This window comes from Streptomyces sp. LMG1-1-1.1, assembly GCF_040815545.1.
In the GTDB taxonomy this organism is placed as follows: domain Bacteria; phylum Actinomycetota; class Actinomycetes; order Streptomycetales; family Streptomycetaceae; genus Streptomyces.
This window is the reverse complement of record NZ_JBFPNH010000001.1, coordinates 593,442-619,086: the sequence shown is the minus strand read 5'-3', so window position 1 is coordinate 619,086 and position 25,645 is coordinate 593,442. Positions and strand designations below refer to the sequence as shown.

At 73.7% G+C, this 25,645-nt stretch carries 23 protein-coding genes; 10 read left to right on the top strand and 13 right to left on the bottom strand.

Translation table 11 applies throughout. The features are described 5' to 3' along the window. Positions 1-68 precede the first annotated feature (68 nt). Positions 69-776, bottom strand: a complete 708-nt coding sequence (locus MRBLMG1_RS02535; protein WP_367820202.1) for an ABC transporter ATP-binding protein — start codon at positions 774-776, stop codon at positions 69-71. A gap of 78 nt (positions 777-854) precedes the next feature. Beyond that, on the bottom strand, positions 855-2,327 hold the full coding sequence (locus MRBLMG1_RS02530) for an ABC transporter permease (protein WP_367820201.1): 1,473 nt from the start codon (positions 2,325-2,327) through the stop codon (positions 855-857). A gap of 107 nt (positions 2,328-2,434) precedes the next feature. Between MRBLMG1_RS02530 and MRBLMG1_RS02525 the strand changes: the two genes are divergently transcribed. Continuing rightward, complete coding sequence (locus MRBLMG1_RS02525; protein ID WP_367820200.1) at positions 2,435-3,259, top strand: MBL fold metallo-hydrolase; 825 nt, start codon at positions 2,435-2,437, stop codon at positions 3,257-3,259. Positions 3,260-3,538: 279 nt separating this feature from the next. Here the strand turns inward: MRBLMG1_RS02525 and MRBLMG1_RS02520 are convergent, their stop codons facing one another. Next, positions 3,539-4,747 carry an ROK family transcriptional regulator gene (locus MRBLMG1_RS02520; RefSeq protein WP_367820198.1) on the bottom strand — a complete coding sequence of 403 codons (1,209 nt, stop codon included), beginning with the start codon at positions 4,745-4,747 and terminating at the stop codon, positions 3,539-3,541. 80 nt (positions 4,748-4,827) lie between these two features. Between MRBLMG1_RS02520 and MRBLMG1_RS02515 the strand changes: the two genes are divergently transcribed. Together MRBLMG1_RS02515 and MRBLMG1_RS02510 are read left to right on the top strand one after the other, a co-directional pair. After that, positions 4,828-5,400 carry a winged helix-turn-helix transcriptional regulator gene (locus tag MRBLMG1_RS02515; protein WP_367820196.1) on the top strand — a complete coding sequence of 191 codons (573 nt, stop codon included), beginning with the start codon at positions 4,828-4,830 and terminating at the stop codon, positions 5,398-5,400. Continuing rightward, the gene (locus MRBLMG1_RS02510; protein ID WP_367820194.1) at positions 5,397-6,323 is read left to right on the top strand and encodes a ketopantoate reductase family protein; all 927 of its coding nucleotides are present in this window, start codon (positions 5,397-5,399) and stop codon (positions 6,321-6,323) included. The genes MRBLMG1_RS02515 and MRBLMG1_RS02510 overlap by 4 nt, the downstream gene beginning before the upstream one ends. 200 nt (positions 6,324-6,523) lie before the next feature. Here the strand turns inward: MRBLMG1_RS02510 and MRBLMG1_RS02505 are convergent, their stop codons facing one another. From MRBLMG1_RS02505 to MRBLMG1_RS02490, 4 genes are all read right to left on the bottom strand, one after another. After that, positions 6,524-7,774, bottom strand: coding sequence for a serine hydrolase domain-containing protein (locus MRBLMG1_RS02505; RefSeq protein ID WP_367820192.1), 1,251 nt, complete (start codon positions 7,772-7,774; stop codon positions 6,524-6,526). Between the two features lie 129 nt (positions 7,775-7,903). Further along, positions 7,904-8,134 carry a hypothetical protein gene (locus tag MRBLMG1_RS02500; protein ID WP_367820191.1) on the bottom strand — a complete coding sequence of 77 codons (231 nt, stop codon included), beginning with the start codon at positions 8,132-8,134 and terminating at the stop codon, positions 7,904-7,906. Between the two features lie 85 nt (positions 8,135-8,219). Beyond that, positions 8,220-8,822 carry a hypothetical protein gene (locus tag MRBLMG1_RS02495; protein WP_367820189.1) on the bottom strand — a complete coding sequence of 201 codons (603 nt, stop codon included), beginning with the start codon at positions 8,820-8,822 and terminating at the stop codon, positions 8,220-8,222. A gap of 175 nt (positions 8,823-8,997) precedes the next feature. Next, positions 8,998-10,644 (bottom strand): FGGY family carbohydrate kinase, encoded by a 1,647-nt coding sequence (locus tag MRBLMG1_RS02490; RefSeq protein ID WP_367820187.1) that lies wholly within the window; start codon positions 10,642-10,644, stop codon positions 8,998-9,000. A 110-nt stretch (positions 10,645-10,754) separates the two neighbouring features. Here MRBLMG1_RS02490 and xylA point away from each other — a divergent pair, with 110 nt between their 5' ends. Next, positions 10,755-11,924 carry a xylose isomerase gene (gene xylA / locus MRBLMG1_RS02485; RefSeq protein ID WP_367820185.1) on the top strand — a complete coding sequence of 390 codons (1,170 nt, stop codon included), beginning with the start codon at positions 10,755-10,757 and terminating at the stop codon, positions 11,922-11,924. 18 nt (positions 11,925-11,942) lie between these two features. Here xylA and MRBLMG1_RS02480 read toward each other — a convergent pair whose 3' ends face one another. Next, the gene (locus MRBLMG1_RS02480) at positions 11,943-13,016 is read right to left on the bottom strand and encodes a LacI family DNA-binding transcriptional regulator (protein ID WP_367820183.1); all 1,074 of its coding nucleotides are present in this window, start codon (positions 13,014-13,016) and stop codon (positions 11,943-11,945) included. Positions 13,017-13,111: 95 nt separating this feature from the next. After that, positions 13,112-13,432 carry an L-rhamnose mutarotase gene (locus tag MRBLMG1_RS02475; RefSeq protein ID WP_367820182.1) on the bottom strand — a complete coding sequence of 107 codons (321 nt, stop codon included), beginning with the start codon at positions 13,430-13,432 and terminating at the stop codon, positions 13,112-13,114. Positions 13,433-13,591: 159 nt separating this feature from the next. On the opposite strand from MRBLMG1_RS02475, the gene rhaI reads away from it, so the two are divergent. From rhaI to MRBLMG1_RS02445, 6 genes are all read left to right on the top strand, one after another. Then, positions 13,592-14,758 (top strand): L-rhamnose isomerase, encoded by a 1,167-nt coding sequence (gene rhaI / locus MRBLMG1_RS02470; protein WP_367820180.1) that lies wholly within the window; start codon positions 13,592-13,594, stop codon positions 14,756-14,758. 95 nt (positions 14,759-14,853) lie between these two features. Next, on the top strand, positions 14,854-16,899 hold the full coding sequence (locus MRBLMG1_RS02465) for a bifunctional aldolase/short-chain dehydrogenase (RefSeq protein WP_367820179.1): 2,046 nt from the start codon (positions 14,854-14,856) through the stop codon (positions 16,897-16,899). Continuing rightward, entirely contained in the window at positions 16,896-18,386 is a 1,491-nt protein-coding gene (locus MRBLMG1_RS02460) for a rhamnulokinase (RefSeq protein WP_367820178.1), read from the top strand. Before MRBLMG1_RS02465 ends, MRBLMG1_RS02460 begins: the two co-directional genes overlap by 4 nt. Further along, a complete protein-coding gene (locus MRBLMG1_RS02455; RefSeq protein ID WP_367820176.1) occupies positions 18,386-19,102 on the top strand; it encodes a (Fe-S)-binding protein in 717 nt (238 codons plus the stop codon). Before MRBLMG1_RS02460 ends, MRBLMG1_RS02455 begins: the two co-directional genes overlap by 1 nt. A 71-nt stretch (positions 19,103-19,173) precedes the next feature. Beyond that, the gene (locus MRBLMG1_RS02450) at positions 19,174-20,577 is read left to right on the top strand and encodes a LutB/LldF family L-lactate oxidation iron-sulfur protein (RefSeq protein ID WP_367820321.1); all 1,404 of its coding nucleotides are present in this window, start codon (positions 19,174-19,176) and stop codon (positions 20,575-20,577) included. Next, a complete protein-coding gene (locus tag MRBLMG1_RS02445) occupies positions 20,574-21,239 on the top strand; it encodes a LutC/YkgG family protein (protein ID WP_367820174.1) in 666 nt (221 codons plus the stop codon). Before MRBLMG1_RS02450 ends, MRBLMG1_RS02445 begins: the two co-directional genes overlap by 4 nt. Before the next feature lie 71 nt (positions 21,240-21,310). On the opposite strand, the gene MRBLMG1_RS02440 is transcribed toward MRBLMG1_RS02445, so the two are convergent. From MRBLMG1_RS02440 to MRBLMG1_RS02425, 4 genes are read right to left on the bottom strand one after another with little or no spacing between them, the layout of a single operon-like run. Beyond that, positions 21,311-22,336 (bottom strand): LacI family DNA-binding transcriptional regulator, encoded by a 1,026-nt coding sequence (locus MRBLMG1_RS02440; RefSeq protein WP_367820173.1) that lies wholly within the window; start codon positions 22,334-22,336, stop codon positions 21,311-21,313. A gap of 29 nt (positions 22,337-22,365) precedes the next feature. Next, positions 22,366-23,304: a carbohydrate ABC transporter permease gene (locus MRBLMG1_RS02435; RefSeq protein WP_367820171.1), complete on the bottom strand. Its 939-nt coding sequence runs from the start codon at positions 23,302-23,304 to the stop codon at positions 22,366-22,368. Then, positions 23,301-24,233 carry a carbohydrate ABC transporter permease gene (locus MRBLMG1_RS02430; protein ID WP_367820169.1) on the bottom strand — a complete coding sequence of 311 codons (933 nt, stop codon included), beginning with the start codon at positions 24,231-24,233 and terminating at the stop codon, positions 23,301-23,303. Before MRBLMG1_RS02430 ends, MRBLMG1_RS02435 begins: the two co-directional genes overlap by 4 nt. Beyond that, on the bottom strand, positions 24,230-25,537 hold the full coding sequence (locus tag MRBLMG1_RS02425) for an ABC transporter substrate-binding protein (protein ID WP_367820167.1): 1,308 nt from the start codon (positions 25,535-25,537) through the stop codon (positions 24,230-24,232). The genes MRBLMG1_RS02430 and MRBLMG1_RS02425 overlap by 4 nt, the downstream gene beginning before the upstream one ends. Positions 25,538-25,645 lie beyond the last annotated feature (108 nt).

The window sequence follows — 25,645 nt, the reverse complement described above, 5'->3', positions numbered from 1 at the left end:
GTGGCGTCGCCGCCACCGTAACGACGTTCGGCATTGCCGAACATGGTGGGAGCGGAGTGATCCCCGTCTCACCCCACGGGGGAGCCTGGCACGGTCGAGGGGCGGTTCTCCTTGAGGGTGATCCGGCCCTTGCGCAGGGTGGCCAGGCGGGGCGCCCGGCGGGCGACGGCGCTGTCGTGGGTGACCATGACGAAGGTCAGGCCGTGCTCCCTCCACAGCCCTTCGAGCAGGTCGACGATCTCGTCGCGCATCGACTCGTCGAGGTTGCCGGTGGGCTCGTCGGCGAGCAGCACCTTGGGGCGCTTCACGAGCGCGCGGGCGATGGCCACGCGCTGCTGCTGACCGCCGGAGAGCTCGGAGGGCAGGTGTCCGAGGCATTCGCCGAGGCCCACCGACTCCAGCGCCTCGGCGGCCCGGCTCCGCCGCTCGGCGGTCCTGACGCCCAGCGGGACGAGCGCGGTCTCCACGTTCTCCTGGGCGGTGAGGGTGGGGATGAGGTTGAAGCTCTGGAAGACGAAGCCGATGTTCTCGCCGCGCACGGCGGTCAGCCGGCGCTCGGAGAGCCCGGCCAGGTCGGTGCCGTCGAGCAGCACCCGGCCGGAGGTGGGGCGGTCGAGGCCGCCGAGCATCTGCAGGAGCGTCGACTTGCCGCCGCCGGTGGGGCCCTGGATGACCAGGCGGTCCCCCTGCTCCAGGGTGAGGTCGATCCCGGCGAGGGCGTCGACTCTCGTCTGTCCCCGCCGGTACTGCTTGGTGACGCCGATGAGTTCGTACATGCTGCGACTCCTGTGGTGCGTGAGGGGGGTTCGGGCGCGTCCGGCGGCTCGGGGCCGGACGCGCCCCGGGGCGCTCTGCTACTCGACGCGGCGCAAGGCGTCCGCGGGGCGCAGCCGCGAGGCGCGCCAGGCGCCGAAGGCTCCCGCGACGAGGCCGCCACCGAGGGCGAGGAGGACGGCGAGGCCCACGGTGGTGACGCTCACCGGGGCGGTGAGCGCGATGTCGACGGTCTTGCCGACGGCCGTGCGGGCTCCGCCGGCCGGACCGCCGAAGGCCATGCCGCCGCCCCGGCCGCCGAACCCGCCCGCGCCGGTGCCGAGTTCGGCGGTGAGGGTCGGGCCGGCGGCGGTCACGGCGTACGCGCCGGCCAGGCCGATCGCGATGCCGAGGGTGCCGCCGATGATGCCGTTCACAAGGGCTTCGCCGACGACCTGGCGGGTGACCCGGCCGCTCTTCCAGCCGAGCGCCTTGAGCGTGCCGAACTCGCGGACGCGGCGGCCGACGGCGGCGGAGGTGAGCAGCCCGGCGACCAGGACCGCGGCGAGCAGGACCGCGTACGACAGCCACTTGCCGACGTTCGACGCGAGGTCGGCGGCGGTGTCGAGGGAGCCGGAGACCGTCTGGGCGAGGTCGGCGGAGGTGGTGACGGTGGTGCCGGAGACGTTCCTCTGGATGGCGGTCTTGACCGCGTCGATCCGGGTGGAGTCGGTCGTCTTCACGTAGATCGTGGTGATCTTGGCGGCGGAGGCGGAGAGCGTCTGCGCCTGCTTCAGGGGCAGGTAGACCTGGGCGGCGGACTGGCCGCTGTCGGCGGTGGCGATGCCGATGATGGCGAACTTCACGCCTTTGACAATGAGTTGGCCGCCGACGGCCAACCCCTGCTGCTGGGCGTAGGCACTGTCGAGGACGACGGCCTTCGCGTCGGTCTCGGTGGTCTTGAAGGTGCGGCCCTGGGAGATCGTGGAGGTGGTGAGGGGGCCGAGGCCGGGGGCGGTGACGTCGGTGCCGTAGAGGGTGAAGGAGTCGACGTCGAAGGCCGCGCCGCCACCGGTGACCGTGTCGCCGGGACCCGATCCGCCGGTCCCGCCGCCCGGGCCGCCGGGCTGGGCCCGCTGTGCTTCGCCGCGCTGTACCTGACCGCGCTTGAACTCGCCGTTGATCTTCAGGTTGACGAGGCTCAGGCCGCCCACCGCCTGCTCGACGCCCGGCTGCTTCGCCACCGTGGCGACGGTGGAGTCCGCGAGGGTCTGGAAGCCCTGGACCATCAGCCGGTCACTGCTCTGCTCCGCCCCGTCCTCCTTGCCCTGGAACTCGAACCGGGGGCGCTGGGCCTGCCCGCCGCTCTCCGGCCGCTCCTGGGCCTTGGTCACCGTCAGGTCCGTGCCGAGTCCGTAGAGCGACTCGAGGACCTTGCCCTGCGCCCGGCTCATGCCGGAGGAGACGGAGTTGACGACGATGACCAGCGCGATGCCGAGTGCGAGCCCGGAGGCGACGACGAGCGCCGCCTTTCTGCGGCGGCGCAGTTCGCGCCTGAGGTAGGTGAAGAACATGAGCGCGAAGGTAGGGGCGTCGCGTGATGACGGGATAAGGCCCGCGTGAGAGCCGGATGAGAGCGGAACCTCGCCTACCGCCCGTTGGTGGTGGGAGAGTCGGCGGCATGACCGACCGTACGTCTCTCGCCCGGATGGATCCCGTGACCGCGCTGGTCGACGCCTCCGGGACGTTCTTCAAGTCGGCGCGTGACGCGTTCCCCGGGGCCGCCGCGGCGGACTGGGAGCGGGCCGCCGCCCTCGACCCGGGCGCCTTCGGGCCGGAGGGGGCGTGGCGGCTGGACTTCCGGTGCTTCGCCGTCGCCGACCCGGACGGTGCGGGCTGGACGCTGATCGACGCCGGGGTGGGCCCCGCCGAAGGACCGGGGGCGCCCTGGTGTCCCGTGCCCGGCCGGCTGCCGGGCCTGCTCGCGGAGGCCGGGATCGACCGGGGCGACGTGCACACCGTCGTCCTGACGCACCTGCACGAGGACCACACCGGCTGGGCGGCCGGCGCCGACCGCCTCCCGTTCTTCCCGCGCGCCCGGTACGTCGTCCAGCGCGCGGAGACCGCGGCGCTCGACCGGGAGGACCCGGTGTGGACGTGGGTGGTCGAACCCCTGCGCGGCGCCGGGCTGTTGTGGGAGGTCGAGGGAGAGCAGCGGCTGCGCCCGGGAGTCACCCTGCTGCCCACGCCCGGGCACACCCCCGGCCATCAGTCCGTGCTCGTCGAACGGCCGGACGGCCGGGACGTGTTGGTCACCGGCGACCTCCTCGTCCACGCCGTCCAGCTCGCCGACCCCGCCGTGGCCTACGCCCACGAACAGGACCCCGCGACCGCCCGGGCCTCCCGCGAGGAGTGGCTCGCGCGGGCCGCTGCCCGCGGGGCGGTCCTGGCGACCGCGCACCTGACGAGACCGTTCGTGGAACCGCCGGGCGCGGCGGCTCCGTAGCGGCGGCGGGGCGGCCCTGGAAATCCCGTATCGCGGGGCCGTCGTCGGGTCGGTCGGCCGGGTGCTCGGGAGGCGGGGTCGTCGTGGGCTCGGCCCGCTGGGCTCTCCGTACGGCGGTGCCGTCGTCGGCCCCGTCGGCGGCGCTCCCGTACGGCAGAGTCGTCATCGCCTCGGTCGGCGGGCCTCCCGTCCGGCGGGGTCGTCGTCGGCTCCGTCGGCGGGGGCTCCCGTAGGGCGCGGTCGTGCGGCGAGGGGCCGTACGGTCGGCGCGCCGCGCGGTCAGTCGCCGGCCGTCGGGGCGTAGGCGAGGGGATCGGCGAGGACGTCGTGGAGGACGAGGGAGGCGGCGCCGCGCGACGCGTCGGTGGCGGGTGAGGCGGGGCGCAGACGGCCGGCGTCGGGGTTCCAGAGGCCGGAGACGACGCGGGCGGAGAGTTCGTCCGCGAGGGCGGGCGCGAGCCACGGCATCAACTGCGGGTAGATGCCGCCCAGGACGACGGCCTCGGGGTCGAGGAGGTTCACGGCGCCGGAGAGGGCGCGCCCGAGCATGCGGCCCGCGGCGCCGAGGGCCGCGAGGGCGCGCGGGTCCGCCGCCTCGGCGCGCCGTACGAGGTCCGGGACGCCGGTCGCCCCGGCCGCACCGACGAGGGCGGCCTGGCCCGCGTACTGCTCCAGGCAGCCGCGGGAGCCGCAGCGGCAGCGGGGGCCTTCGGCGTCGACGACCAGGTGGCCGATCTCGCCGGCGAACCCGTGCGCGCCGCGCAGGAGTTCGCCGTGGACGACGATCGCGCCGCCGACGCCGATCTCGCCCGTCAGGTGCAGGAAGGTCCGGAGGTCGCCGTGCGTGCCGAACCGCAGCTCGGCGAGGGCCGCCATGTTGGCCTCGTTGTCGGAGGTGAGGGCGAGGCCCTTCGTGGCGGGGCGGAGCGCGGTGAGGGCGTCGCCGAAGAGGCGTTCGGCGGCGACCTCGTTCCAGCCGAGGTTGGGGGCCTGCCGGACGGTGCCGCCGGACACGAGGCCCGGCAGCGCGAGTCCGGCTCCCGCCGGGGCGAGCCGCAGTCCCGCGGCCGTGTCGAGGACCTCCGCGGCGATCCGGGCGGCGCGGGAGAGGACGTCGGCGGCGGCGGCGCGGTTGTCGAGGCGTTCGGTGCGGCGGACGCGGTCGGCGCCGGTGAGGTCGACGACGCAGACGGTGACGTAGTCGACGTTGATCTCGACGCCGAGTCCGGCGCAGCCCGTGTCGGCCGGCTTCAGTACGGTGCCGGGCCGGCCCGCCTGCCCACTGAACGTCTTCCCCGACTCGACGAGGAAGCCCAGGTCGAGGAGCTGCTCGACGAGGGACGAGACGGCGGGCCGGGTGAGCCCGACGCGGGCCGCGACGGCCGCGCGGGTCGTCTCGCCGGCCTCGTGGACGGTCCGCAGGACGAGGCTCAGGTTGTGCCGGCGCACTCCCGACTTGTCGGCCTTGGGTTCCGTGGGCTGGTTCATGGTGAGCGAGAGCCTAGTCGTCCGTTTCGCTCTCGTGAAAACAGTTCGGTCACCGAACTCTTGTGGGCTAGGCTCCGGCCATGACGCTTCCGCGCGACTACCGCGGCCAGACCTGCGCCCTCGCCCGCTCGATGGAGATCGTCGGCGAGCGCTGGACCCTGCTGATCCTGCGCGACGCCTTCTACGGGGTGCGCCGGTTCGGGGAGTTCGCCGCGCACCTGACCGTGCCCAGGGCCGTCCTGACCGACCGGCTCACCACCCTCACCGAGGCGGGCGTCATGGAGCGCCGCCCCGAACCGGGCACCGGCCGCCGCGAGGTGTACGCGCTCACGCCCAAGGGCGTCGCCCTCTGGCCCGCCGTCCGCGCGCTCACCGCCTGGGGCGAGGAGTTCTACGCGGCGGACGGCGGTCCGCGCCGCGTCTTCCGGCACGCCGCCGACGAGGCCCCGCTCACCCCCGAAGGCCGCTGCACCGGCTGCGACCGCGCCGTCCCGGTCACGGACGTCCTGGTCACCCCCGGCCCCGGGCTCGCCCCGCCGGGCCCGGACGCCGACCCCGTCACGGCGGCACTCGCCCGCCCGCACCGGCTGCTCCACCCCCTGATCACCACCACCGCGCCCGCGGGGCGCCCCACGAGAGGTCCACAGTCATGAAGATCCTGGTCGTCGGCGCCGGCGCCACCGGAGGCTACTTCGGCGCCTTCCTCGCCCGCGCCGGAGAGGACGTCACCTTCCTGGTGCGGCCGGGCCGCGCGGCCGCGCTCCGCGCGCGCGGGCTGCGGGTGGTGGGCCGCGACGAGGAGTGGGTGCTGACGCCCCGCCTGGTCACGGCCGACGAGCTGGACGGCCCGTACGACCTCGTCCTGCTCTCGGTGAAGTCCACCGGGCTCGACCGCGCGATCGAGGACATCGCCCCCGCCGTCGGACCGGACACGGCCGTCGTGCCCCTCCTCAACGGCCTCGCCCACATCGACGCCCTCAACGCCCGCTTCGGCGGGTCGGCCGTCCTCGGCGGCGTCGCCAAGGTCGTCACCACCCTCGACGACGACGGCGACATCCGGCGGCTCGCCCCGCTCGCCCACCTGGCGTTCGGCGAGCAGGACGGCACGGTCTCCCCGCGCGTGGAGAAGATCCGGGCCGTCCTCGACGGGGCCGGGATCGACGCGCCGGTACCGGAGCGGGTCATCACGGCGATGTGGCACAAGTGGGTGTTCATCACGACCTTCGGCGCCGTCACCAGCCTGATGCGCGGCTCCGTCGGCGACGTGTACGACGTCCCGGGCGGCCCCGCCCTCGGCCCCGCGGTCCTCGACGAGGCCTCCGCGGTCGCCGCCGCGGCCGGCCACCCCGTGCCGGAGGCCGAACGCGCGGCCACCCTCGCCGTCGTCTCCGTCCCCGGCTCGCCGATGGTCCCGTCGCTCTACCGCGACCTCGTCGCCGGCCGCCCCACCGAGGTCGAGCACCTCTTCGGCGACCTCACGTCCCGGGCGCGCGCCCTCGGCGTGGCGACACCCCTCCTCGACCTGGCCACGCTGCACCTGCGGGTCCACCAGCGGCGGGTGACGGCGGGGGCGTGAGTCCTGCGCCGGGGCCCTCGATCGGGTCCCGGCGCCTGGGCGTCGGCCGGGCCGGGCGCCTGCCGGGCCTGGCACAGTCTGCGCCTGGCGCAGACCCAGGCCGGGTGTGAGCGGGGCACAGGCGGGCGCAGACCGTCGCCTTCGTCGCCGTCGTCGTCGCCCATGCCCGCGCCCCTGCCCACGCCCACGCCCCTCCCCCGTCAGAGGTCGGACAGCGGCGTTTCCGGGGCGAGTTCGGCCGCGATGCGATCGGCGATGATCTGCGCCGTGTTCCCGTCGGGAGTCGTCGCCGTCTGCGTGGTCGAGACCGCGAGGGCGAGGCGCTTCGAGGGCAGGTAGGCCTGGATCGCCGCGTAGCCGGAGAACGACGGGTTCTGGACCACCCAGCCGTTGAGGACGAGGACGCCGAGGCCGAAGTGCTTGGCCGGGGTCTGCTTCAGGCAGATCGAGGCGGGGCACGTGCGGGTGCCGCCGCCGAGGCCGACCGTGCCGGGGTTCAGGAAGGTGCGGTAGGCGCGGGGCGAGAGGAGTTCGCCGCTCCCGATGGCTTCGGCGGAACGGGCCAGGTCACAGATGTGGGTGGTGATGACGGCGCCCGGCGCGGTGGTCCACGACGGGTTCCAGAAGGTCGACTCCTCGTAGAGGCCGCGGTCGGAGAGGAAGGCGTGCAGGACCGGGCGCGGGATGTCGGGGCTGCGGTTGCTGCGGGTGTCGCGCATTCCGAGCGGACCCGTGACGCGCTCCCTGACGAACCGGTCGATCGGAACGCCGGTGATCTTCTCCAGGGCCTTGACCAGGAGCACGTAGTTCGCGTGCGAGTAGCTCCAGCTGGTGCCCGGCTCGTACCAGAACGAGTGCCGGAGCGGGTACGCGAGGAGCTGGTTCGGCGTCCACGCGCGGAAGGGGTGCGCCGTCAGCTCGGCGTCGAACGCCGGGTCGGTGACGTAGTCGTGGAGTCCGCTGGTGTTGGTCGCCAGCATGCGCAGCGTGATCCGGTCCGCCTTGGGCAGGTCGGGCAGCCAGCGCTCGACGGTGTCGTCGAGGTCGACCTTCCGTTCCTGGACCAGCTGGAGCAGGGCCGTACCGATGTGGGCGAAGGCCACCGAGCCCGCCCGGAAGTGCATGTCCGGCTCGGCCGGGACGCCGGTCATGGACTCGCCGAGCGCGTCGGTGACGACCTCGCGGCCGTCGACCGTCACCCGCAGCTCCACGGCCTTCAGCCGCAGGTCCTTCTTCGCCTTGCGGGTGATCTCCAGAACCCGGCGCCCCTGCGCGTCGAGCGGGCGCTCGGTCCGCACGCAGTCGCGTCGGCCGTGCCCGCCCGGCCCTTCGGCGAACGCGGGTGCGGCGGCGGTGGTCTGAAGCGTGACGGCGAGCAGCGCGGCCCAGAGGAGCGCCCTGCGGGTGCCCGTGCGGGTGCGTGGCCGCGTGCGGAAGGAGGTGCGTGTCATGGCCGCACTATGTCCGGAGGGCGGGCGCCTTTCCGTCCGAACACTCCGTACGGGGCGTCGGTCCCGCCCGTGTGGGGGCAGGCCGAAGCGGCGTTCGGCGGTACGGGAGCCCGCTGGCCCGGCCCCGGGTTACGGGCGTCCGCCGCGGCGGACGTACGAGTCGCCGGCCGTGGGGGTGGAGTTGTGGACGGCGGTGGTGCCGAAGGAGACGCGGTCGTGGCGGGCCTGGCGCAGGGCCTGCTGTTCGAGGAGCAGGCCTTCGGCCGTCTCCGTGCGGCCGGTGCCACGGCGCAGCAGCACGACCGTCAGCAGGACGCCGATGCCACCGAGTACCCCGAACGCGATCAGTAGAGCGACCACTGTGCCTCCCCCGTCGATACCGCGGCCACGGTAGCCCGGGCCGCCCGCCGCCGCGCGGGGAATCGGGGAACGGACTCCCCGCGCGTCAGCGGTAGTCCTCGGGATGCCCCTGCATCCACGCGTTGATCCGGTCGCGGGTGCCGATCAGCAGGCTCTGGTGCTTCTTGAGGTTCCCCAGGGAACGGTCGCCTTCGAGCTCGCCGTCGAGCTGCTGGATCCGGCCGATCGGCTCGGCGAAGTGGCCGGGGCCCTGCGGGTCGGCCTTCATGGCCCGGTCGAGGGACGTGAGCTCGTCGTAGACCCGCGCGAGGACGTGCGAGCAGTCCGCGGTAGCGTCGCACGATTCGAACTGGGTCGCCTGGAGCCCGGCGAAGGCGTCGCGGACCAGCTCGGGCGGTCCCGACTCTGAGCCCGAGGCCGAGTCCGGCGAGTCGCCCGTCGCGCCCGCTTCCGCGGCCGGTCCGTCGGTCTCCTGGACGGTCGGCGACGCCGGGGCCGGCGTGGCGGGCGTGACTGCCGGACCGGTCGGCGTGGCCGGCGTGGCTGCCGGGCCGGTCATGGCGGTCGCGTTCGCCGGGGAGCTCGCCGTCGGCCCGCTCGCGTCGTTCCTGTCGGCCGTGCCGCAGGACACGCTCAGCGCGGCCAGGACGACGGCGACGACCGCGCCCGGCCTCGCGGACTTGGACATGGGACTCCCCCCTCGCACAGAACTCCCCCTGCTCTGCTGTTTCCTGATGACTGATCAGTCGACCGGTCCATCAGCTGGTCAGTCGGCTGGTCAGTCGACCCTAGAGCAATGACTCCCGGCCGACGGAGGAGGCCGGGGTTCTGGCCGGATACCGATGCGGGGGCGGCCGGACCCGTCAGCGCAGCAGGGTCGGGGCCGCGGCCGTCAGGACGTCGTCGATGCGCTGCCAGGCGGCGTCGTCGCGGGCGAGCGGGGGCAGGACCTCGCCCGCGCCGGTGCCCCAGGCGGTGGCCACGGCGACGGGGTCGGCGCCTGTCACGGCGCCGTGGGCGAGGGCCGCGGCGCCGAGGGCGACGAGTTCGTCGGCGGCGGGGACGACGACGGGGCGCCCTGAGAGGCGGCGGACGGTCTCGGTCCAGGCCCGGCCGCGCGCGCCGCCGCCGATGAGGCGCAGCGGGCGGGCGCGCGCGGCGGGGTCGGCCGGGTCGAGGCCGCAGGCCGCGAGGAGTCCGTCGAGGGCGCGGAGCACGGTGAAGGCCGCGCCCTCGTAGGCGGCGCCGAGGATCGCGCGGGGGTCCGTGCCGTGCCGGAGACCGGTGACGAGCCCCGCCGCGTGCGGCAGGTCGGGTGTGCGTTCGCCGTCGAGGTACGGCAGGACGACGACGCCCTCGCCCGGCAGCGCGTCCTCCCTGTCCAGGCCCAGCAGGGTGGCGAACCGGTCGACGGCGAGGGTGCAGTTGAGCGTGCACCCGAGCGGCAGGTACGTGCCGTCGGTGGCCGAGAACCCGGCGAGCCCGGGGTCCACCGGGCGTGCCCGGGTCGCGGCGAAGACCGTGCCGGACGTGCCGAGGCTGACGACCGGGTGGTCGAGCAGGCCCGCCCCACCGAGCCCGAGGCCGACGGCGGCCGCCATGTTGTCACCGGTCCCGGCGGCCACGACCACGCTGCGCGGCAGGCCGAGGGCCTCGGCCGCGGACGGGGTGAGCGTGCCCACGCGGGTGGCACCGGAGGGGGCCACGGTGGGCAGCATGGCGGGGTCGAGGCCGAGGAGGTCGAGGATCTCGGGGTCGTAGGCACCGGGCGGGGCGACGGGGGTGGGCGTGGGTGCGGGCGTGGGTGCGGGCTCAGGCGTGGGCTCGGGCGTGGACGTAGGCCCAGTCGTGGGTGCGGGCGTGGGCGTGGGTGCGGGCTCAGGCGCGGGCTCGGGCGCGGGCTCGGGCGCGGGCTCGGGCGCGGGCTCGGGCGTGGGTGCGGTCCCGTACCAGCAGGTGCCCGAGGCGTCGCCCGGGTCGGTCACGGCGAGGCCGGTGAGGCGTTCGGTGAGGTGGTCGTGGGGGAGGCGGACGGCGGTGGTGGCGGCGGCGTGGGCGGGTTCGTGTTCGCGGAGCCACTGCCATTTGGCGGCGGTCATGGAGGCGACCGGGACGGAGCCGGTGCGTGCGGGCCAGGAGGCGGGGCCGCCGAGGCGGGCGGCGAGGGCGGCGGCCTGGGGGGCGGAGCGCGTGTCGTTCCAGAGGAGGGCGGGGCGCAGGGGGCGGCCGTCGCGGCCGAGGGTGACGAGGCCGTGCTGCTGGCCGGCGACGGCGATGCCGGTGACGGAGGCGGCGGGGACGCCGGCTTGCCGTACGGCCTCTCGGACGGCCGTGACGAGGGCGGTCCACCACTCGTCGGGGTCGCTCTCGCGCGCGCCACCGGTGCCGGTGACGGTGTGCGGGGCACGGCCCACGGCGAGGAGTTCGCCGGTCTCCGCGTCGACCGCGGCGGCCTTGGTGGACTGCGTGGAGCTGTCCACGCCGATCACGACGGAGCGGCTCGCGGGCACGCCCTCACCTCATCTCTCAGCTCGTCGGGGCTGGCGCCGAGCGGCCCCGTCCCGTATTAGTTATCTCAGAAAACAAATCCCACGGCCAGAGCAAGACGCAAGGAGAGACCATGACGGAGCCCTTCTCCCCCACCCCCGAGGACCGGTTCACCTTCGGTCTGTGGACCGTCGGCTGGCAGGGACGCGACCCGTTCGGCGAGGCCACCCGCCCCGCCCTCGACCCGGTGGAGGCGGTCGAGCGGCTGGCCGGCCTGGGCGCGTACGGCATCACCTTCCACGACGACGACCTGATTCCCTTCGGCGCCACGGAGACCGAGCGCGACACGGCCGTCAAGCGCTTCCGGGCCGCCCTGGACCGCACCGGGCTCGCGGTGCCGATGGCGACCACGAACCTGTTCACCCACCCCGTCTTCAAGGACGGCGCCTTCACGGCCAACGACCGGGACGTGCGGCGCTTCGCGCTGCGCAAGACGCTGCGGAACATCGACCTGGCCGTCGAGCTCGGCGCCACCACCTACGTCGCCTGGGGCGGCCGCGAGGGCGCCGAGTCCGGCGCGGCGAAGGACGTGCGGGTCGCGCTCGACCGGATGAAGGAGGCCTTCGACCTGCTGGGCCAGTACGTCACCGAGCAGGGCTACGACCTGCGCTTCGCGATCGAGCCGAAGCCGAACGAGCCGCGCGGTGACATCCTGCTGCCCACCATCGGGCACGCGCTCGCCTTCATCGAGCGGCTCGACCGCCCGGACCTGGTCGGCGTGAACCCGGAGACCGGCCACGAGCAGATGGCCGGCCTCAACTTCCCCCACGGCATCGCGCAGGCGCTGTGGGCGGGCAAGCTCTTCCACATCGACCTCAACGGCCAGTCGGGCATCAAGTACGACCAGGACTTCCGCTTCGGCGCGGGCGATCTGCGCCAGGCGTTCTGGCTCGTCGACCTGCTGGAGACCGCCGGGTACGAGGGCCCGCGCCACTTCGACTTCAAGCCGGTGCGCACGGACGGCTTCGACGGGGTGTGGGAGTCCGCGAAGAACTGCATGCGCAACTACCTGATCCTCAAGGAGCGGGCGGCGGCCTTCCGCGCCGACCCCGACGTCGTGGCGGCGCTCGCCGCCTCCCGGCTGCCCGAGCTCGCCGTCCCCACGGCGGCCGACGGTCTCGCGGGGCTGCTGGCGGACCCGACCGCGTACGAGGCGTTCGACCCGGACGCGGCCGCGGCCCGCTCGATGGCCTTCGAGCGCCTCGACCAGCTGGCCCTCGAGCACCTGCTCGGGGTGCGCTGACCCGGCTCGCGCCGGGGGTCAGCGGCCGGCGAGCGTCGAGCGGCGGACGACCAGTTCCGGCTGGAGCACCACGTGCTCGTGCCGGTGGTCGGCCGCCTGGTCGCCGGTCTCCTCCAGGAGCAGTTCGGCGGCCTTGGCCCCGAGCGTGAGGGCCGGCTGCCGTACGGAGGTGAGGGGCACGGTCGCGGCGGCGGCGAACTCGATGTCGTCGTAGCCGACGATCGCCATGTCCTCCGGGACGCGGACGCCCGCCGCGTACAGCGCCTGGAGCACGCCGAGGGCGAGCAGGTCGTTGGCGCAGAAGACGGCGGTGGGGCGGGTGGGGAGGCCGAGCAGGCGGGAGCCCGCGTCGCGCCCGGAGGCCACGTCGAGGCGTTCGGCGGGGAGTTCCTGGAGCGCCGCCGCGGGCAGTCCGGCCTCGGCGAGCGCGAGCAGGGCGCCCTCGCGCCGGTCGCGGACCTGCTGGAGGTGGGCGGGTCCGCTGACGTAGGCGAAGGAGCGGTGGCCGGTCGCGGTCAGGTGGCGGATCGCGAGGGAGCCGCCGACGACGTCGTCGACGGAGACCGAGCAGCCGGCGCCGTCGCCCGCCACGCGGTCGACGAGCACGGACGGGATGCCGTGGCGCCGGAAGTCGCGCAGGGTGCCCCCGCTGGGGTCGGCGGGGGTGATGAGGACGCCCCGGACGCGCTGCTCGGCGAAGAGGGAGAGGTAGTCGGCCTCGTCGCCGGCGTTCTGGTCGCTGTTGCAGACCATGACGCCGAGCCCGGCGGCGCGCGCGGTGCGTTCGGCGCCGCGGGCGATGTCGACGAAGAAGGGGTTGCCCATGTCGAGGACGAGCAGCGCCATGATCCGGCTGCGGCCGGCGCGCAGCTGGCGGGCGGACTCGCTGCGCACGTAGCCGAGGCGCGCGATGACGCCGCGGACGTGCCGGAGCGTCGCGGGCGAGACCCGGTCCGGCTGGTTGATCACGTTGGACACGGTGCCGACGGAGACGCCGGCCTCGCGCGCCACGTCCTTGATGCCGACGTTCCCGGCGGCGCCGCCGTGTCCGGCGCTCCCGCCGTTCCCGGTCGTCCGCGCGGTGTCCGTCATCCGTCCCACCTGGTCCGTCCTGCCCCTGCCGCGCCGTCGTCGATACGGGGCCCGGCCCCGTCTTTCATCCTATGCGGCCCCACCGGTCCGCCCCCTCACGCGAGGTGGAAGACCTCGGTCAGCGGGCGCATGGCGGCGTCGGGCGCCCGTCCGTCGAGTTCCTCGAAGAAGTCCGCCATCTCGGCCTGCCACCGGGTGTTGACGTAGGCGGCGTCCATGGCGGCGCGCGCCCGGTCGAAGTCCGGGGTCTCCAGGTAGCCGACGAGGAGTCCGTCCTCGCGCAGGAAGAGCGAGTAGTTGTGCCAGCCGGCGGCGGAAAGCGCCGTGAGCATGTCGGCCCAGACGTGTGCGTGGCGGGCGCGGTACTCGTCCACGCGCTCGGCCCTGACTTTCAGCAGGAAGCAGACCCGCTGCACGTTCGTCCTCCGTTCCCGTCGACTGAAATGTTTCATTTCCTTGGGGTCAGGACGCTAGGGCGTGATCGCTCGCATGGTCAAGAGTCTTGACGGCACCACGCGTGATGGCTAGCTTCCCCCACGTACTGAATCGATTCATTTCAAGGCTCCGAGGTGGACATGCCCGACATCGCTGCCGTGAAGGCCGCACTCGCCGCCCAGCGGATCGAGACGCCCTCCTGGGGCTACGGCAACTCCGGGACCCGCTTCAAGGTGTTCGCCCAGCGGGGCGTGCCCCGCGACCCGTACGAGAAGCTCGACGACGCGGCGCAGGTCCACGCGTACACCGGCGTCGCCCCCACCGTGTCGCTGCACATCCCCTGGGACCGGGTCGACGACTACGCCGCCCTGGCCGCGTACGCGAAGGAGCGCGGCGTCGGACTCGGCGCGATCAACTCCAACACCTTCCAGGACGACGCCTACCGGCTGGGCAGCGTCTGCCACCCCGACCCCGCCGTCCGCCGCAGGGCCGTGCGCCACCTGCTCGACTGCGTCGACATCATGGACGCGACCGGCTCGACCGATCTGAAGCTCTGGTTCGCCGACGGCACCAACTACCCCGGCCAGGACGACGTCACGGCCCGGCAGGAGCGGCTGGCCGAGTGCCTCGCCGAGGTGTACGCGCGACTCGGCGACGACCAGCGGATGCTCCTGGAGTACAAGCTCTTCGAGCCGGCCTTCTACGCCACCGACGTCCCCGACTGGGGCACGGCGTACGCCCACTGCCTCAAGCTCGGGCCGAAGGCGCGGGTGGTCGTGGACACCGGCCACCACGCGCCGGGCACCAACATCGAGTTCATCGTCGCCCTGCTGCTCCGCGAGGGCAGGCTCGGCGGCTTCGACTTCAACTCGCGCTTCTACGCCGACGACGACCTGATGGCCGGCGCCGCCGACCCCTTCCAGCTCTTCCGGATCATGCACGAGGTGGTCGGGAACGGCGGCCTGGACCCCGCGGCGGGCATCGCCTTCATGCTCGACCAGTGCCACAACATCGAGGCGAAGGTCCCGGCCGTGATCCGCTCCGTGGGCAACGTCCAGGAGGCCACCGCCAAAGCGCTCCTCGTCGACCGCGACGCCCTCGCCGCCGCCCAACGGGACGGCGACGTCCTGGCCGCCAACGCCGTCCTGATGGACGCGTACGACACCGACGTACGGCCCCTGCTGCGCGCGTTGCGCGAGGAGCGGGGCCTGGACCCCGACCCGGTCGCCGCGTACCTCCGCTCCGGCCGGCAGGAGCGGATCGCCGCCGAACGCACCGGCGGCGACCAGGCCGGCTGGGGCGCGTGACCCCTCCCGACCCCCGTCCGCCCCCAGAGGGGTGTCCCGCCGATCAGGCCGGGCCCGCGACGCCCGGCACCGCACCTCGCCCGAAGGAAGATCCCATGGCCTCCGCGCCCCACCCCGACGTCAGCTCCCTGCTCGGCCGGTCCCACCGGCTCGGCTCGGACCCCCGCACCAACAACTACGCGGGCGGCAACACCTCCGCCAAGGGCACCGTCACCGACCCCGTCACCGGCGGCGAGACCACCCTGATGTGGGTCAAGGGCTCCGGCGGCGACCTGGGCACCCTCACCGAGGACGGGCTCGCGGTGCTCCGCCTCGACCGGCTGCGCGCCCTCGTGGACGTCTACCCGGGCGTCGAGCGCGAGGACGAGATGGTCGCCGCCTTCGACCACTGCCTGTACGGCAAGGGCGGCGCGGCCCCCTCCATCGACACCGCCATGCACGGCCTGGTGGACGCGGACCACGTCGACCACCTCCACCCGGACGCGGGGATCGCGCTCGCCTGCGCCGCCGACGGCGAGAAGCTGACCCGCGAGTGCTTCGGCGACGCGGTGGCGTGGGTGCCGTGGCGCCGCCCCGGCTTCCAACTGGGCCTGGACATCGCCGCCGTGAAGGCGGCCGAGCCGCGGGCGATCGGCTGCGTCCTCGGCGGTCACGGCATCACGGCCTGGGGCGCGACCTCGGACGAGTGCGAACGCAACGCGCTCCTCATGATCAGGACCGCCGAGGCCTTCCTCGCCGAACGGGGCCGCCCCGAGCCGTTCGGACCGGTCGTCGAGGGGTACGCGGCCCTGCCCGAGGCGCGGCGCCGGGAGCGCGCCGCGGCGCTCGCCCCGTACGTGCGGGGGCTCGCCTCCCAGGACCACCCGCAGGTCGGCCACTTCACCGACTCCGAGGCGGTGCTGGACTTCCTGGCGCGCGCGGAGCACCCCCGGCTCGCGGCCCTCGGGACCTCCTGCCCCGACCACTTCCTGCGCACGAAGGTCCGGCCGCTCGTCCTCGACCTGCCCGCCGACGTGCCGCTCGCGCAGGCCGTCGCCCGGCTGCGGGAGCTGCACACCGCGTACCGCGAGGAGTACGCGGCCTACTACGCGCGGCACGCCGACGGGGACTCCCCCGCGCTGCGGGGCGCGGACCCGGCGATCGTGCTGGTGCCCGGCGTGGGCATGTTCTCCTTCGGCCGCGACAAGCAGACCGCGCGGGTCGCGGGCGAGTTCTACGTCAACGCGATCCACGTGATGCGGGGCGCCGAGGCGGTGTCCTCGTACGCGCCGATCGAGGAGTCGGAGAAGTTCCGCATCGAGTACTGGGACCTGGAGGAGGCCAAGCTGCGGCGGATGCCGAAGCCCCGGCCGCTGGCGACCAGGGTCGCGCTCGTGACGGGCGCGGGCAGCGGCATCGGCCGGGCCATCGCGCACCGCCTGGCCGCCGAGGGCGCCTGCGTGGTCGTCGCCGACGTGAACGCGGACGGCGCCGAGGTCGTCGCCGGCGAACTGGGCGGCCCCGACAAGGCGGTGGCCGTCGCCGTGGACGTCACCTCGGAGGAGGAGATCGGCGCGGCGTTCCGTACGGCGGCGCTCGCCTTCGGCGGGGTCGACCTGGTCGTCAACAACGCCGGCATCTCGATCTCCAAGCCGCTGCTCGACACGACGGCACGGGACTGGGACGTCCAGCACGCCGTCATGGCCCGGGGTTCGTTCCTGGTGTCCCGGGAGGCGGCGCGGGTCATGACCGCCCAGGGACTGGGCGGCGACATCGTCTACATCGCGTCCAAGAACGCCGTGTTCGCCGGCCCGAACAACATCGCCTACTCCGCCACCAAGGCCGACCAGGCCCACCAGGTCCGCCTGCTCGCCGCCGAGTTGGGCGGGCACGGCATCCGCGTCAACGGCGTCAACCCGGACGGCGTGGTGCGCGGTTCGGGCATCTTCTCCGCCGGCTGGGGCGCCCAGCGGGCCGCCACGTACGGCATCGAGGAGGAGGAGCTCGGCGCGTTCTACGCCGGGCGGACGCTCCTCAAGCGGGAGGTGCTGCCCGAGCACGTGGCCAACGCGGTCTTCGCGCTGACCGGCGGCGACCTGAGCCACACGACCGGGCTGCACGTGCCGGTGGACGCGGGCGTGGCCGCGGCCTTCCTGCGATGAGCGGACCCCACGGCGTCTTCGCCGCGGCGGACCTCGGCGCCACCAGCGGACGGGTGATGGTGGGGCGCGTCGCGCCCGGACTGCTCGACCTCACCGAGGTCCACCGGTTCCCCAACACCCCGGTACCGCTGCCCGACGGACTGCGCTGGGACGTCCTCGCCCTCTTCGGCGGGGTCCTGGACGGCCTGCGCGCCGCCGCCCGCGCCGGCGGGGTCGACTCGATCGGCGTCGACTCCTGGGCGGTGGACTACGGCCTCCTCGACGCCGACGGCACGCTGCTCGGCCCGCCGTTCCACTACCGCGACCGGCGCACGGACGGTGTCGCGGAGAAGGTGCGCAGGAAGCTGGGCCCGGCGGAGCTCTACCGGGTCAACGGCCTCCAGCACCTCCCGTTCAACACCGTCTACCAGCTGGCCGCTGCCGCGGGAACGAGTCAACTGAGGTCCGCACGCACCCTGTTGCTCATTCCTGACCTGATGGTCCACTGGCTGACGGGGACGGTCGGCACCGAGGAGACGAACGCGTCGACGACGGGGCTCCTCGACGCCAGGACCGGCACCTGGTCCACGGAGCTGCTCGGCCGGCTCGCGCTCGACCCCGACCTCCTGCCCGCCCTGCGCTCCCCCGGCGACCCGGCGGGCGAACTCCTGCCCTACGTCAGCGAGTTCACCGGGCTCGCGGCCGGGACACCGGTGACGACGGTCGCCTCGCACGACACCGCCTCGGCCGTCGCCGCCGTACCCGCGACCGCCCCGGGCGCCGCCTTCGTCTCCTGCGGCACCTGGTCGCTCGCCGGGCTCGAACTCGACGCGCCGGTGCTCACCGAGGAGTCCCGGGCCGCCGGCTTCACCAACGAGCGCGGGATCGACGGCACCGTCCGCTACCTGCGCAACATCATGGGGCTGTGGCTCCTGGAGGAGTGCCGCCGGACCTGGGCGGCGCAGGGGCTGCCGGCCGGCCTCGACGACCTCCTGGCGGACGCGGCGCGCGCGGAGCCGTTCGGGCCGGTCGTCGACCCGGACGCGCCGGAGTTCCTCGCGCCCGGCGACATGCCGGAGCGGATACGGGCGTACTGCCGCCGCACCGGGCAGCCCGCCCCGACGAGCCGGGGGGCGGTGGTCCGCTGCGTCCTGGAGAGCCTGGCCCTCGCCCACCGGCGCGCACTGCGGCGGGCCGGTGAGCTCGCGGACCGGGAGATCACCCGGATCCACCTGGTGGGCGGCGGAGCCCGCAACGAACTGCTCTGCCGGCTGACGGCGGACGCCACCGGGCTGCCGGTGGTCGCCGGTCCCGTGGAGGCCACCGCGCTGGGCAACGTCCTCGTCCAGGCACGCGCCGCCGGCCTCGTCGGCGACCTCGCCTCGATGCGCGCGCTCGTGGCGCGTACCCAGCCGACGCGCCGCCACGTACCGCAGAATGACCCTGCCGCCCGTGCCGCCTGGGACGCGGCCGCCGCCCGACTCGAACCGTCCCCGAGGAACCCGTGATGCGCGTCGCCCTCTTCGTCACCTGCGTCAACGACGCCGTCTTCCCGGCGACGGGCGTGGCCACGGTCCGGCTCCTCGAACGGCTGGGCGTGGACGTCGACTTCCCCGCCGGGCAGACCTGCTGCGGGCAGCCCCAGTTCAACACCGGCTACCGGGCCGACACCGCGCCGCTGGTGCGCCGCACGGTCCGGGCCTTCGACGGGTACGACCACGTGGTCACCCCGTCCGGCTCGTGCGCGGCGATGGTCCGCCACCACTACCCGGGGTTCGGCGAGGAGGCGGCGGGCCTGGGCCCGCGGACGTACGAGCTGACGGAGTTCCTCGTGGACGTCCTGGGGGTCACGGACGTCGGCGCGTACTTCCCGCACCAGGTCACCTACCACCCGTCCTGCCACGGGCTGCGGTTGCTCGGCCTCGGGGAGCGGCCGCGGCGGCTCCTCGAAGCGGTGAAGGGCCTGGAGCTCGTGGAGCTGCCCGGTGCGGAGGAGTGCTGCGGCTTCGGCGGCACCTTCGCGGTGAAGAACCCGGACGTCTCGGCGGCGATGGGCGCCGACAAGATCGCGAACGCGCTGTCCACCGGCGCCGAGGTGCTGTGCGGCGCCGACAACTCCTGCCTGCTGCACGTGGGCGGGATGCTGAGGCGGCAGGCGGCGCCGCTGCGGGCGCTGCACCTGGCGGAGATCCTGGCGAGCACCGAAGAGGAGCCCTGGCGATGAGTGACGAGAAGGGGCGCGCGTCAGCCCACAATGAGGGGCGGTGGTCGGGCGACGGGCGGGCCTTCGTCGGCATGCCGTCCTTCCCGAAGGCGGCGCACACGGCGGTCGGCGACACGACCCTGAGGGCGAACCTCCGGCACGCCACGCACACGATCCGGGACAAGCGGGCGCGTGCCGTGGCCGAGTTGGACGACTGGGCCGCGCTGCGCCAGGCCGGGAAGGAGATCAAGGACCGGACGCTCCGTCACCTCGACGTGTACCTGCTCCAGTTGGAGGAGGCGGTGACGGGCGCCGGCGGCACCGTGCACTGGGCCGCCGACGCGGACGAGGCGAACCGGATCGTCACGGAGCTGGTGAAGGCCACCGGTGAGACCGAGGTCGTCAAGGTCAAGTCGATGGCCACCCAGGAGATCGGACTCAACGAGCATCTGGAGGCCGAGGGCATCGCCGCGTACGAGACGGACCTCGCGGAGCTGATCGTGCAGCTCGGCGACGACCGCCCGTCGCACATCCTGGTGCCGGCGATCCACCGCAACCGCGGCGAGATCCGTGACATCTTCCGCGAGAAGATGGGCCGTTGGGGGCGTCCCGCACCCGAGGGGCTGAGCGACACCCCGGCCGAGCTCGCGGAGGCGGCCCGGCTGCACCTGCGGGAGAAGTTCCTGCGGGCCAGGGTCGGGATCTCCGGGGCGAACTTCATGGTCGCCGAGACCGGCACCCTCGTCGTCGTCGAGTCCGAGGGCAACGGCCGCATGTGCCTGACGCTGCCCGAGACCCTCATCTCCGTCGTCGGCATCGAGAAGGTCGTCCCGACCTGGCGTGACCTGGAGGTGTTCCTCCAGACGCTCCCCCGCTCCTCGACGGCCGAGCGCATGAACCCGTACACCAGCATGTGGACCGGCACGACGGACGGCGACGGCCCGCGCGCCTTCCACCTGGTGCTCCTCGACAACGGCCGCACGGACGCCCTCGCCGACGAGGTGGGACGGCAGGCCCTGCGCTGCATCCGCTGCTCGGCCTGCCTCAACGTCTGCCCGGTGTACGAGCGGGCCGGCGGGCACGCGTACGGCTCCGTCTATCCCGGCCCCATCGGCGCCATCCTCACGCCCCAGCTCCGGGGCACGACGAGCGAGATCGACGCCTCCCTCCCCTACGCCTCCTCGCTCTGCGGCGCCTGCTACGAGGTGTGCCCGGTCGCCATCGACATCCCCGAGGTCCTGGTGCACCTGCGCGAGCGGGTCGCCGACCAGGGCGGCAGGGGCCACCGTCTGGAGAAGGCCGCCGTCAAGGCCTCCACCTGGCTCCTCGACCACCCGAACGCGCTCGCGGCGGCCGAGCGCGTCGCCTCCGCCACCCGCACCCTCCACCCCAAGCGGCTGCCGGGCCCCGGCACCGGCCCGTGGTCGGACCACCGCGACCTGCCCGACGTACCCGCCGAACCGTTCCGCGACTGGTGGAAGAGGAACCGCACATGACGGAACCCCGCAGGAAGGATCCGCACACGGCCGACTCCCGCGCGCGGATCCTCGCCCGGATCCGCGCCGCCGTCGCCGACGCGCCGCAGGCGCCCGAGGTGGCCCGCGCCTACCGCGCCGACCATGTCGCGGACGACCCCGGCGCCGTCCTCGACCTGCTCCACGAGAACCTCGCCGACTACCGGGCGCATGTGCACCGGACCGCGCCGGACGGACTGGCCGGGCTGATCGCCCGGCTGCTCGCGGAGCGCGGCGCGCGCAGTGTCGTCGTCCCGCCCGGACTGCCCGACGAGTGGCTCGCCGCGACGGAAGCCGAGCGACGGACCGACGCGCCCCCGCTGAGCCCGTACGAGCTCGACGCCGCCGACGCGGTGGTGACGGGCTGCGCGCTGGCGGTCGCGGAGACGGGAACGATCGTCCTCGACGGCGGTGCGGGACAGGGGCGCCGGGCCCTCACCCTCGTGCCCGATCTGCACGTCTGCGTGGTGCGGGCGCCCGAGCAGGTGGTGACGTCGGTCCCCCGGGCGCTTCCCCGGCTCGATCCGGGACGCGCGCTGACGTGGATCTCGGGGCCGTCGGCGACGAGCGACATCGAGCTGGACCGGGTGGAGGGGGTGCACGGGCCGCGGACGCTCGAAGTGATCCTGGTGAGCGGGGGGTGACGGCGAACGGCCGGGCTCCCGGAGGAGCCCGGCCGTTCACCGTGCGGGTACGCCTGGTGGTGCCTCGTCGATCAGGCCGACTCGCGGCGGACGAGTTCCGTCGGGAGGATGACGGCCGCCGGCTCCTCGCCCGCTATGCGGGCCAGGAGGGTGCGGACCATCTCGGTGCTGATCCGGTCCCAGGGCTGGCGGATGGTGGTCAGCGAGGGACGGGACGAGACGGCGGCCGGGGAGTCGTCGAAGCCGCCGACGGCGATGTCCTCGGGGACGCGCCGGCCGGCGCGGGCGAGGGTGTCGAGGACGCCCTGCGCCATGAGGTCGGAGGCGACGAAGACGGCGTCGAGGTCCGGGGCGCGTTCCAGGAGCGCGCGGGCCGCGTCCTCGCCGCTGGCGCGGCTGTAGTCGCCGGCGGCGATGAGGGTCTCGTCGACGGGCAGGCCGAACTCGGCGAGGGTCTCGCGGTAGCCGGCGAGCCGCTCGACGCCGCCGGGCGTGTCGAGGGGGCCGGTGACGGTGGCGATCCGGCGCCGGCCGGAGGCGTACAGGTGGCGGACCATGTCGCGGGCGCCGTCGCGGTCGTCGGCGGCGACGTAGCCGATCTTGGCGGTCTGGCCGAGCGGTTTGCCGCAGGCGACGACGGGGACGCCGGCCTCGTGCAGCCGGGCCACCACGGGGTCGCCGGAGTGGCTGGAGACGAGGAGGACGCCGTCGACGTGGCCGGCCTCGATGTAGCGGAGGTTGCGGCGGCGTTCGTCCTCGGTGCCCGCGATCATCAGGAGGAGCGGGATGTCCTGGGCGGCGAGGGCCTGGGTGCAGGCCCGGAGGAGGACGTTGAAGTTGGGGTCCTCGAAGAAGCGCTCCTGCGGCTCGGTCAGGAGGAAGGCGACCGAGTCGGACTTGCCGGTGATCAGCGAGCGGGCGTGCCGGTTGACGACGTATCCCGTTCTCCGGATCGCGGCGTCGACGGCCGCCTTGGCGGTCGGGCTGACGTAGTGGCCGCCGTTGAGGACACGGGAGACGGTGCCGCGCGAGACTCCGGCCTCGCGGGCCACGTCGTGGATGGTCGCCGGTCGGCGCCTTCCCGCTGGTGTGCTCATGCTGTGTGTTTCCCCTCGATCCCCTGTGGTCAGGACTTTACGGCGCCGGAGAGCAGATCGAGGCTCCAGAAGCGCTGGATGACCAGGAAGAGGGCGATGAGCGGGACGACGGCGAGGAGGGCTCCGGTGATGACGAGGGTGTAGAGGGCGGGCTGGCTCGCGCCCTGCTTGAGGAGGGTGAACAGGCCCACCGTCATGGGGAACTTCTCGTCGTCGCCGAGCATGATGAACGGCAGCAGGAAGTTGTTCCAGATGGCGACGAACTGGAAGAGGAAGACCGTCACCAGGCCCGGGGACATCATGGGGACGGCGATCCTCAGGAAGATCCGCCATTCGCCGGCGCCGTCCATGCGCCCGGCCTCGACCAGTTCCACGGGGATGGCGGCCTCGGCGTAGACGCGGCCGAGGTAGACGCCGTACGGGGAGAGGATCAGCGGGAGCAGGACCGACGCGTAGGAGTCCGTGAGGTCGGCCTCGGCCATCAGCAGGTACTGCGGGATGGCGAGGATGACGGGCGGCATGAGGACGCCGGTGAGGATCACGTTGAAGAACGCCTCGCGGCCGCGGAAGCGGTACATCGCGAAGGCGTAGCCGGCGAACGCGGAGACGACGGTGGAGAGGACGGCGCCGAGGCCCGCGTAGAAGACGGAGTTGGCCATCCAGCGCCAGTAGATGCCGTCGCGGTACGCGTTGAGGTCGGCGACGTTGTCGGCGAAGCCGTCGCCGGGCAGGAACGTGAAGGTGGAGAAGAGGTCCTGGCCCGACTTGGTGGCGGCGACCACGACCCAGGCGACGGGCAGCAGGCAGTACAGCGCGCCGAGGACGAGGGCGGCCGTGGGCAGCAGGGCGGTGCGGCGCGGGCCGGGGGTCCTCCCGGCCGGGGCGGCGGGCGGGCCCTGGGAGGTGCCGGGGGTGGTGCCGGCGGCCGGGGCCGCCGCGCGGCGGGACGGGGAGGCGAGCCCGGTCATCGGCTGGCTCCTTGCGTGGTGCGGCGGTTGGACACCCTCAGGAGGGCGAAGGAGAGCGCGAAGGTCGCGAGGGCGAGCACCACGGCGGTGGCCGAGGCGGCGTAGATGTTCCCGCCGGTGAACGCGTCGCTGTAGACCTTCATCAGCGGGCTCCAGTCGGAGGGGATCCCGTTCGTGAGCGGCTTGAGCGTCATGGGCTCGTTGAAGACCTGGAGGGTCGCGATGATCGAGAAGAAGAAGGTGAGCACCAGCGAGGGCGCCACCATCGGGATCTTGATCCGGAGCGCGATCTGGAGTTCCGAGCAGCCGTCGAGCTTCGCCGCCTCGTACACCTCGGCGGGCAGGGAGCGCAGGGCCGTGTAGATGACGATCATGTTGAAGCCGGTGCCGCCCCAGACGGCGATGTTGGACATCGCGAGGTAGAGCGGGCCGCCGTCCATGAGGTCCGGCTGCGGCAGCCCGAACGTGTCGAGGAGGTAGTGGAAGGGGCTGACGGCCGGCAGGTAGAGGAAGCCCCACAGGACGGCCGCGATGACGCCGGGGACGGCGTACGGCAGGAAGATCGCGAGGCGGGCGAAGGAGCGGGCCCGGACACGCTCGGAGTCGAGCAGCAGCGCGAAGAACAGGGCGAGGCCGAGCATCACGGGGACGACGATGGCGCCGTACCCGAGGACGCGCAGGGCGCTGTGCAGGAACGCGGAGTCGGTGAGGGTGGACGTGTAGTTCTGCAGACCGGCCCACACCTCGCTCCTGGCGCCCTTGCCGAGGCCGAGGCCCTTGATCTCGACCTTGTGGAAGCTGAGCCAGACCGCGTAGCCGATGGGCAGCGCGAAGAAGAGGGCGAAGAGGACGGCGGCGAGGAGGAGGAAGCCGTACGGGGCCGCCTTGACCCCGTACGACCGGCGCACGCCCTGGGAGGGCTGCGTCACTTGGCGACCTCGAAGCCCTGCTTCTTCAGGTCCGCGACGGTGGCGGTCTGCAGGGCGGTGAGGGCGGTGTCGAAGCCGGACTTGGCCTTGGCGGCCTTGCCGAACTCGTCCTTGAAGGCGGTGTAGGCGACGTTCACGTTGGGGCCCCAGGCGGCCGGGGCGGTGGTCTTCGCTATCTCGGCGGCGCGGGTGTAGAAGTCGGGCTGGTTGGCGAAGTAGTCGGGGGCCTTGGCGAGGGCGCCGCTGGTCTGGGCCGCGGTGGCGGCCGGGTAGATGCCGCTCTCCTTGACGAGGGCGGCGAGGGCCTTCGGGTCGGTGTTCAGCCAGACGGCGAACTCGGCGGCGGCCTGCTTGTGCTTCGAGTCGGAGGTGACGGCGGTGGAGGAGCCGCCCCAGCTGCCGGTGGTGTTCTCGCCCTTGGTCCACTGCGGGAGCGGCGCCATGGCCCACTTGCCCTTGCCGTCGGGGGCGGCGGTGGTGAGGGTGCCGGGGGCCCAGACGGCGCTGACCCAGGCGAGCTGGTCGCCGGAGTTCATGGCCTTGTTCCAGGCGGGGGTGTACATGGGCTGGTTGTCGACGGCGCCTTCGGCGACGAGGCCGCCCCAGAAGTCGGTGACCTTCCGGGTGGCGGCGTCGTCGATGCCGACCTTCCAGGTGTCGCCCTCGAAGCTCCACCACTTGGCGCCGGCCTGCTGGGAGAGGCCGGCGAACAGGCCGGAGTCGTTGGCGGAGAAGGTGGTCAGGGACTTGCCGGGGGCCTTCTTCTTCAGGGTGCGGGCCGTGGCGGCGAACTCGTCCCAGGTGGTGGGGACGGTCAGGCCGTACTGCCGGAAGAGGTCCTCGCGGTAGAAGAACATCAGCGGGCCGGAGTCCTGGGGCAGGGCGTATACGGCCTCGCCGCCGAAGGTGGTCTGCTGCCAGATACCGGGGGCGAACTTGTCCTTGACGCCGGGGACCTCGGAGGCGATGTCGGCGAGGGAGTCGTTGCTGACCAGGGTCGGCAGGGCCTGGTACTCGGCCTGGACGAGGTCGGGCCCCTTGTGCGCCTTCGTCGCGGTGATGATCTTGGTGACCAGGTCGTCGCCGGAGGCCTGCTTCTGCACGGTGACCGTGATGTCGGGGTGCTCGGCGTTCCAGAGGGCCGCGACCTTGTCCATGCCGGGCGCCCAGGCCCAGTAGGTGAGCGAGACGGGGCCGGAGTCGGCCTTGTCGCCCGAGTCGGAGGATCCGCAGGCGGTGAGTCCGGTGGCGCCGAGGAGGACGGCGGTGGCGGCGGCGAGTCCGCGGCGCGTGATGTGAGGCATGGGGTGCTTCTCCCTGACCGAAAAAGGGGCCTCTCCCTCGACGGGGAGGCCGGTCATGCGTCTGTGAGCGTTCACAGTAGAGAAACGTTCCAGACACTTGTCAATGGT

Bases quoted from the DNA above. Each gene is read 5' to 3' on its own strand.
- MRBLMG1_RS02495 (WP_367820189.1), bottom strand. From the start codon at position 8,822: ATGTCCAAGTCCGCGAGGCCGGGCGCGGTCGTCGCCGTCGTCCTGGCC.
- MRBLMG1_RS02465 (WP_367820179.1), top strand. From the start codon at position 14,854: ATGGCCTCCGCGCCCCACCCCGACGTCAGCTCCCTGCTCGGCCGGTCC.
- MRBLMG1_RS02535 (WP_367820202.1), bottom strand. From the start codon at position 776: ATGTACGAACTCATCGGCGTCACCAAGCAGTACCGGCGGGGACAGACG.
- MRBLMG1_RS02515 (WP_367820196.1), top strand. From the start codon at position 4,828: ATGACGCTTCCGCGCGACTACCGCGGCCAGACCTGCGCCCTCGCCCGC.
- MRBLMG1_RS02460 (WP_367820178.1), top strand. From the start codon at position 16,896: ATGAGCGGACCCCACGGCGTCTTCGCCGCGGCGGACCTCGGCGCCACC.
- MRBLMG1_RS02510 (WP_367820194.1), top strand. From the start codon at position 5,397: ATGAAGATCCTGGTCGTCGGCGCCGGCGCCACCGGAGGCTACTTCGGC.
- MRBLMG1_RS02450 (WP_367820321.1), top strand. From the start codon at position 19,174: ATGCCGTCCTTCCCGAAGGCGGCGCACACGGCGGTCGGCGACACGACC.
- MRBLMG1_RS02445 (WP_367820174.1), top strand. From the start codon at position 20,574: ATGACGGAACCCCGCAGGAAGGATCCGCACACGGCCGACTCCCGCGCG.
- xylA (WP_367820185.1), top strand. From the start codon at position 10,755: ATGACGGAGCCCTTCTCCCCCACCCCCGAGGACCGGTTCACCTTCGGT.
- MRBLMG1_RS02435 (WP_367820171.1), bottom strand. From the start codon at position 23,304: ATGACCGGGCTCGCCTCCCCGTCCCGCCGCGCGGCGGCCCCGGCCGCC.
- MRBLMG1_RS02530 (WP_367820201.1), bottom strand. From the start codon at position 2,327: ATGTTCTTCACCTACCTCAGGCGCGAACTGCGCCGCCGCAGAAAGGCG.
- MRBLMG1_RS02525 (WP_367820200.1), top strand. From the start codon at position 2,435: ATGACCGACCGTACGTCTCTCGCCCGGATGGATCCCGTGACCGCGCTG.
- MRBLMG1_RS02425 (WP_367820167.1), bottom strand. From the start codon at position 25,537: ATGCCTCACATCACGCGCCGCGGACTCGCCGCCGCCACCGCCGTCCTC.
- MRBLMG1_RS02520 (WP_367820198.1), bottom strand. From the start codon at position 4,747: ATGAACCAGCCCACGGAACCCAAGGCCGACAAGTCGGGAGTGCGCCGG.
- MRBLMG1_RS02440 (WP_367820173.1), bottom strand. From the start codon at position 22,336: ATGAGCACACCAGCGGGAAGGCGCCGACCGGCGACCATCCACGACGTG.
- rhaI (WP_367820180.1), top strand. From the start codon at position 13,592: ATGCCCGACATCGCTGCCGTGAAGGCCGCACTCGCCGCCCAGCGGATC.
- MRBLMG1_RS02455 (WP_367820176.1), top strand. From the start codon at position 18,386: ATGCGCGTCGCCCTCTTCGTCACCTGCGTCAACGACGCCGTCTTCCCG.
- MRBLMG1_RS02505 (WP_367820192.1), bottom strand. From the start codon at position 7,774: ATGACACGCACCTCCTTCCGCACGCGGCCACGCACCCGCACGGGCACC.
- MRBLMG1_RS02480 (WP_367820183.1), bottom strand. From the start codon at position 13,016: ATGACGGACACCGCGCGGACGACCGGGAACGGCGGGAGCGCCGGACAC.